Genomic DNA, 7029 nt, shown 5'->3' on the forward strand with positions numbered 1-7029 from the left:
GGGGATGCTCACGTAGGACGCTACGAGCCGGCCTGAGAGGTCGTAGAGCGAGAGCTCTACGTTTTTGGTGCCCTCCGGGAGGTAGTAGCTGAGGGTCACCCGGTCCGTCGCCGGGCAGGGGTACGGGGTGTAGAGGGTGAATCTGGCGGCGTCCGATCCTGGCCATGTGGCTTCAACGGGACCGAAGGTGCGGACGGAGCCGTCGGGCAACGTGGCTTCGAGGGTGTAGAAGTGGGTGATGTTCGGTTCGGCGTCGCGGTCCAAGTAGCGGTAGAGCGCGTCGCCGGAGAGGTTGACTAGGCGCTCCCCGTCTCTCTCCAGGCGCCACGTGGAGCCGACCAGCTCGCCCTCCTCCCGCCAGGAGAGGAGAATGCCGTCACTCGCTGAATCAGCGCTTAGAACAGGATCATCGGCGGCCGTGTCATCAATCTGATGGACATAAAGGATGTCGTAGTCCCCGGAATCAACGTGATTTTCACCAACTACGCGGATGTAACCTGATGTCCCAACTGCGCCGGTAGGACCGCAGTAAAAATGACCCACAAGTACTCCGAAAAGGTAATTGGGCTCACCGACAAGCTCACCGTCGGTGTTGAATTCAAAAACTACGATACCGTCATCACAATTGCAGAAGAGAAAAAGGCGATCATCCTCGGTTACGAAGAAGTTACTCGCTACTAACTCTACACCATCCTCCTCCGTGTATACTATGCAGGGTTCACTGATTATGTTGCCATCCTTATCAAGGATTACATGAACGATGTATGAAATACCTGTATAGTGAATATAAGATACATGAACATGATCCAGGTAATCTACACAAACTGAAGGGCGACGGTCGTACGAAGGCGCTTTTGTTGGATATCCAAGGTCGATCAAAGGTGTTAGAGGAGTACCATCATTACCGTCTAACTTACGGTAAATCACCGTCCAATCATCGGAACCCACTGCGATGTCATACGCAATATGTGCATTTCCATCCGAATCAACCCCAATTCCCTTATCGAAGTAGGCCGCATCGTAAGCCGGGTCATCGGCGACTATCTTGTCGGAGAAAAGGAGATTGCCGGAGGAATCCAGCTTTGCGTACAACGGTGATTCCCAGCCCTCCTCCCCGTTCCAAACGTATCCGCAGTAAAGCAGGTGCACGTTGTCGCTGCCGTCAACGACGGCGTTCAAAAAAATGTCAACCACGGTAACGGCTTTGATGAGATCTTTCGGTTCCACAATGTAGGAGCCGTCGGCGGTGTCTATCTGCGCGTACCAGATGTCGTAGTCGCCGCCTGTCCAACGACGCCAGAAGACGTGGGCGTGTCCTTGAGAGTCTACCGCAACAGTGGGGGCCCGGTCGTCAACGCCGTCCTCGGTGAAGATGCGTGTCGGCGGGATGGTTAGAGTCCCATCCTCGGCTACCTGCGCGTAGCTTACATCGTAATAATGCGTGGCCCAAGCGCTGAACCAGACAGCGAAAAGACTCTCATTAGGGGTAAAAGACGTAATAGCCGTGTAATCGTTGTGCTCGCTGTCAATTATGTAAATTGGGTCGGACCAAGTGAAGGCAAGCCCTGGTAGGAACGTACAGAAGACGAAAATGACGAGTATTTTCTTCATGGCTCACCCCTAAATATAGCCCAAAGCGGGGTTTGTGGCAACCGGGGCTCCCGCGGGCACCCGTCCACTTCCCCGTCGCCCCCGTCCCCGGAGGGCGGTTCGGTGGATAAAAGCCGACTTGTGCAGTCGGTATTTCTATGCTAAAATACACGTGAGTTGAAAGCGAAATTTTCAATCGAAGGAGACCCATGAAACCGCGCAAGATTACCGAAAACGTCCACTGGCTGGGCGCCGTGGATTGGGACCGCCGCCTCTTCGACCAGCTCATCCCCCTGCCCGACGGCACCAGCTACAACGCCTACCTCGTCCGCGGGCGCGACAAGACCGTCCTCCTGGACACGGTGGACCCGCCGATGCGGGGCGTCCTTCTCGAACAGTTGAAAGGCGTGGGGCGCCTGGACTACCTCGTCGCCCACCACGCCGAGCAGGACCACTCCGGCTCCATCCCCGACGTGCTGGCGATGTTCCCCGACGCAAAGCTCGTCACCTCCGAGAAGGCCAAGGGGATGCTCATGGACCTGCTGCGGGTCCCGGAGGAGCGGTTCAAGGTGGTGGCCGACGGTGAGACGCTGGACCTGGGCGGCAAGACGCTGAAGTTCATCTACACCCCGTGGGTCCACTGGCCGGAGACCTTCGTGACCTACCTGGCGGAGGACAAGATTTTATTCAGTTGCGATTTCTTCGGCTCGCACCTGGCGACGAGCGAGCTATACGCCGACGGGGAGCGGGTGGTGGCCGGTCCGGCCAAGCGGTACTACGCCGAGATAATGATGCCCTTCGCCGGCATCATCGCGAAGAACCTGAAGAAGCTGGAGCCGTACGAGTTCAAGTTCATCGCGCCGAGCCACGGCCCGATTCACTCCCGGCCGGAGGTCATCGTAAAAGCTTACGACGAGTGGGTGAACGGCGAGCCGAAAAACGTCGCGGTGCTGCCCTTCGTCTCCATGCACGGCAGCACGCTGGAGATGGTCAATCACCTCACCTCGGGTCTGGCGGAGCGCGGGGTGCGGGTGGAGCGCTTCGATCTGGCCTCGGTGGACATCGGGGCTTTGGCGATGTCCCTGGTGGACGCGGCGACGATCATCGTCGGCACGCCGACGGTCCTCGCCGGTCCGCACCCGCTGGCGGCCTACGCGACTCTTCTGGCCAACGCGCTGCGGCCCAAGGCGCGGTTCCTCTCCATCATCGGCTCCTACGGCTGGGGCGGCAAGACGGTGGAGACCCTGGCGTCGCTCATCCCCAACCTGAAGGTCGAGGTTCTGGCGCCGGTGCTGGCGAAAGGGCTGGCCGGGGAGGCCGATTTCGAGGCCCTGGACCGCCTGGCCGACGCCGTGGCCGAGCGTCACAAGAAGGCCGGGTTGAAATAGTCAAATCCGCGTCGCGGGGCGGTTCCGACCGCCCCTTTTTCGACCCGCGGTCGGTCGTTCGGGCTTGAGCGGACGCCCGGTTCGGTGTATCATCCCCCGGTAACCGACCCCAAGGAGAGCCGATGTCCGTCGTCCTCACCGGCGCTAATCTCACCCCCGAGCGGCTGAAGGCCGTCGCGGTGGACCGCGAGCGGGTGGAGATCCCCCCCGAGGCCCTGGAGCGCGTGGACCGCTGCCGGGCCATGTGCGAGCAAAAGATTTCCAAGCGCGAAATCATGTACGGGGTGACCACGGGCATCGGCGAGTTCTCCGAGACGGTGCTCACGCCGGAGCAGACGCGGGACTACCAGCGGTATCTGATTTACTCGCACGCGGCGGGCATCGGGGAGCCCATGCCCGAGCCGTGGGTGCGGGCGGCGATGGCCGGCCGGATAAACGTGCTGGTCCACGGCAACTCGGGCTGCCGGCGCGAGGTGCCTCTGACCATGGCCGCCATCCTCAACGCCGGGGTGACCCCGGTGGTCTGCATGCGTGGGTCCGTGGGCGCGTCGGGCGACCTGTCGCCCATGGGGCAGATGGCGCTGGTGGCGATGGGCGAGGGCGAGGCGTTCTACAAGGGCGAGCGGCTTCCCGGGGCCGAGGCGATGCGCCGGGCCGGGGTGCCCACCATCACCTACGAGGCCCGCGACGGCCTGGCCGCCATCAACGGCTCCAATTTCATCACCGGCGTCGGTTCGCTCCTCCTGCTGGAGATGGAGACCTGGCTCAAGACCCAAGACGTGGCCGCCGCCATGACCCTCGAGATTCTCAACGTCAACATGAGTGGCTACGACGAGCGGCTGCACCGCGTCCGGGGGCACGCCGGCTCGATCACGGTGGCGAAAAACATCCGGCGGCTGACCGAGGGGTCGCCGCTTCTCGCGCGCCCTGGCAAAAAAGTCCAGGACGCCTACTCCCTGCGCTCGACCCCCCAGTCGGCCGGTCCGGCCCGCACAGCCCTGGCTCACGCCCGCGAGGTCTTCCTCACCGAGCTCAACGGCGTCGGCGACAACCCGATCTTCTTCCCCGAGGATAACGAGGTCATCGCCGGGGCCAACTTCCAGGGCACGCCCATGGCCTTGGTCCTGGAGTACGCCTCGATGGGCGTGGTGACGGCGGCGGTTCTCGCCGAGCGGCGCATCAACCGCCTGATGAACCCCGCCCTGTCGGGAGGGCTGCCCGGTTTCCTGACCCACGGGGGCGGGATGTTCTCCGGGATGATGTTGACCCAGTACACCGCCGGGGCGATGGTCTGCGAGTGCCGGGTGCTCTCGACTCCGGCGGCCGTGGGCAGCATCCCCGCCGCGGCGGACCAGGAGGACTTCGTCTCGATGGGCTGGACCACCACTCTGAAGACGCGCCAGATAATGGACCTCGTCCCCGGCGTGCTGGGGATCGAAATCATGGCCGCCTGCCAGGCGCGCGATTTCCGCAAGACGGACTTCGCCCCGGCCACTCAGGCCGTCTACGGGCTGGTCCGGGAGCACGTGGCGCACCTGGACGAGGACCGGCCGCTCTACGACGACAATAACAAGATGGCCGAGCTGGTCCGCTCGGGGGCGATACTGGCGGTCGCCGAGAAGGTCATCGGCCCGCTGGACTGACCGTCCGGCGGTGAGGACGCTGTCAGTCCCCTCCCCCCTCTGGGGGGAAGCGCGCTTACGGGCGAGGGTGAGGGGTAAAGCAGCCCCCCTCTCCCTTTTAGGGAGAGGGTAGGGGTGAGGGTCGAGGTAGGGAATGTAAAAGCGGCGGGGATTGAAATCCCCGCCCTACATTTTCCCTCTTCCCGTGGGAGCGGCTCGCAGACGGGTTGGGGTGAGGGTTGCCACCTGTCCCCTCTCCCTTTTAGGGAGAGGGTAGGGGTGAGGGTCGAGGTAGGGAATGTAAAAGCGGCGGGGATTGAAATCCCCGCCCTACATTTACGAAGGCCGGGGTGAGGGTCGGCGCGGTTTCCCTCTCCCTGTGGGAGAGGGATTAAGGGTGAGGGCTGCCTTAGAAAACGGGCGGATACACCGCCCTTTCGTTTATCCCCGTATGGCTACTCGAACGCCGCCTTGATCTCCCCCCAGGTGTGCTCGTCCTCCACCGACCCGCCCACCGAGAACGTCCACACGAAATCGTCCCCCAGCGCGTTGCCGTCCCGATCCGCCAGCGAACCCGCGACTGTGCATGTAATCGGGCCCGGCGGCAGGTCGTCCGACGGCGTGAAGGTGCAGCCCACGTCGAAGAGGTCGGACGAATCCACCTCCAGCTCCCCCTCAATCTCGCCCACCGGAGAGGGACACACGGGTAAAGCTTTTGCCTTGTCCAGGCTCGCCGGCTGCCGCAAGTTTTCACGCACGGAGAATGCCAGCGTCGAGACATCCACCCCGGCGTAGCCGTCGGTCAAATGGAAGGTGATGACCGAATCCGGCGGAATGTCTTCGTCGCCGTCCCCGGGGGTCAGGTCGGTTACCTCTGGCGGGTCTTCGTCCCAGCCGCGGGTGTCGAACGACCAGACGTAATCCTCGCCCATCTGTTTGCCGAGTAGGTCGGCGAGACTCCCGTCCACGGTGCAGGTGTAGGCGCCCCAGGGCAGGTCGTCGGTGGGGGTGAAGACGCAGGCGACCTCCAGGGGATTCTCGTCGTCTATTTCGAGGGTGCCCTCGATGGGGGTGTTCGCCGTGTTACCGGTACTCAGACACCCCCGGTTCGCCGTTGCCCTTTCTTCTTGCAGGTCGAGCGTGAATTGGATGGTGTCGGTGTCGATTCCCGCCAGGTCGTCGGTAAGGTTGAACTCTATACTCGAATCCGGCGGCACCTCTCCCTCCCCATCAACCGGAAATACCTCCTCACATGCCGGCGACTCGGTGTCGTCGGTTTCGAACCACACATCGAGCCGTGGGGGGGTGTCAGATTCCCTGGAGTCGAACACGCTGAAATCAGCTTCTTCTTTGATTCGAAAACCGAAGTTTTCAGAGGGATAGTCCACCCATCCTTGAACGTAATCAGCAGGTAATTCAAAGTAAGGTGGAACGCCGTCAGAAAAACGGTATTCAAAAAAACATTCACCATCGGAAGGCGCATTCGACCATGTTATCTCCATTTCGCTCCACTCTTCCTCTATCTCGTAGAATTCCCATTTCATCCCACGATAACTTATATCCAAGTATAAATATGCCCTGAAAACGTTCATTGCCGGATCCACATCGGATAAATCGAATTGAACTACGGCATCCTCAAATTCTATATATTCTCCAGGATGCCCATAAACCCGCACCCACAGTTCGGTTGAATCGCCGTAATTCTCATCTATCCCGAATTCTTCACCGTGGTCCCAAATATACATAATAAACGAATCCTGCACCGGCTCGAAGACCTCGTAAGCCCACGCCGCGGAAAAAACCGCCAGGACGACCGCGCACACGAAAAACACCTTGCTCATGATTACCTCCCGGCTTCAAATCGGTGTTAAAGCACGATTAATGCCAGCGCGGGGTGCCGTGGTTAATAAACAAAATCACAACACGTTACGCGGATGCTTAGTTAATTCCCCCAGGCAGTGCCGTGTGCTTTTCCCTCCACCCGGTTTCTTTTTACCCCTGACCGCTCCTCTCACCCGACCATTTGCCGCCGTTTCTTTAGAAAGCCGCCTTTATCTCCCCCCAGCTCGCCTCCTCGACCGCGGGCCCCGAGAAGGTCAGCCGGAGCTCCGGTACGTGTTCGGTCTCCCGGCTATAGAATACTCCAAAGTTATCCACACCATCTCGTCCATCGCGACTAAGCTGGATGCCGTAGGCCAAATCCGGCGTGTCCACCCAGGGCGCGATTTTGCTGACATTGAGGTCCACGTAGTTATACCCCTCGACCATGTCGAACGCGGCCACACTGTCGCCCCGCGGCGGCCGGTTTCTGTAGGTGATGGTCATCTCCTCCCAGGGGCCGGCCACTTTGCCAGCGAGTACCGCTCCCTCGACAGGATCAATGGCATTGAATACCAGTTGAGCCTCGACCAAATCCGTGCCGTCGTATT

At 60.8% G+C, this 7029-nt stretch carries 5 protein-coding genes; 2 read left to right on the forward strand and 3 right to left on the reverse strand.

Going from position 1 to position 7029, the window contains the following annotated elements; all coding sequences use genetic code 11:
- Nucleotides 1–1611: hypothetical protein (locus NTW26_00460; GenBank protein ID MCX7020746.1), on the reverse strand; the 1611-nt coding region annotated here is incomplete at its 3' end.
- Between the two features lie 188 nt (nt 1612–1799).
- Here NTW26_00460 and NTW26_00465 point away from each other — a divergent pair.
- Together NTW26_00465 and NTW26_00470 are read left to right on the forward strand one after the other, a co-directional pair.
- Nucleotides 1800–2978 (forward strand): FprA family A-type flavoprotein, encoded by a 1179-nt coding sequence (locus NTW26_00465; GenBank protein MCX7020747.1) that lies wholly within the window; start codon nt 1800–1802, stop codon nt 2976–2978.
- A gap of 122 nt (nt 2979–3100) precedes the next feature.
- A complete protein-coding gene (locus NTW26_00470) occupies nt 3101–4621 on the forward strand; it encodes an aromatic amino acid ammonia-lyase (protein MCX7020748.1) in 1521 nt (506 codons plus the stop codon).
- Between the two features lie 434 nt (nt 4622–5055).
- Here NTW26_00470 and NTW26_00475 read toward each other — a convergent pair whose 3' ends face one another.
- Nucleotides 5056–6441, reverse strand: a complete 1386-nt coding sequence (locus NTW26_00475) for a DNRLRE domain-containing protein (GenBank protein MCX7020749.1) — start codon at nt 6439–6441, stop codon at nt 5056–5058.
- A 196-nt stretch (nt 6442–6637) separates the two neighbouring features.
- Nucleotides 6638–7029 (reverse strand): DNRLRE domain-containing protein (locus tag NTW26_00480; GenBank protein ID MCX7020750.1); only part of this gene is annotated, 392 nt, incomplete at its 5' end.

This window comes from bacterium (genome assembly GCA_026398675.1).
Taxonomy (GTDB): Bacteria; RBG-13-66-14; RBG-13-66-14; order RBG-13-66-14; family RBG-13-66-14; genus RBG-13-66-14.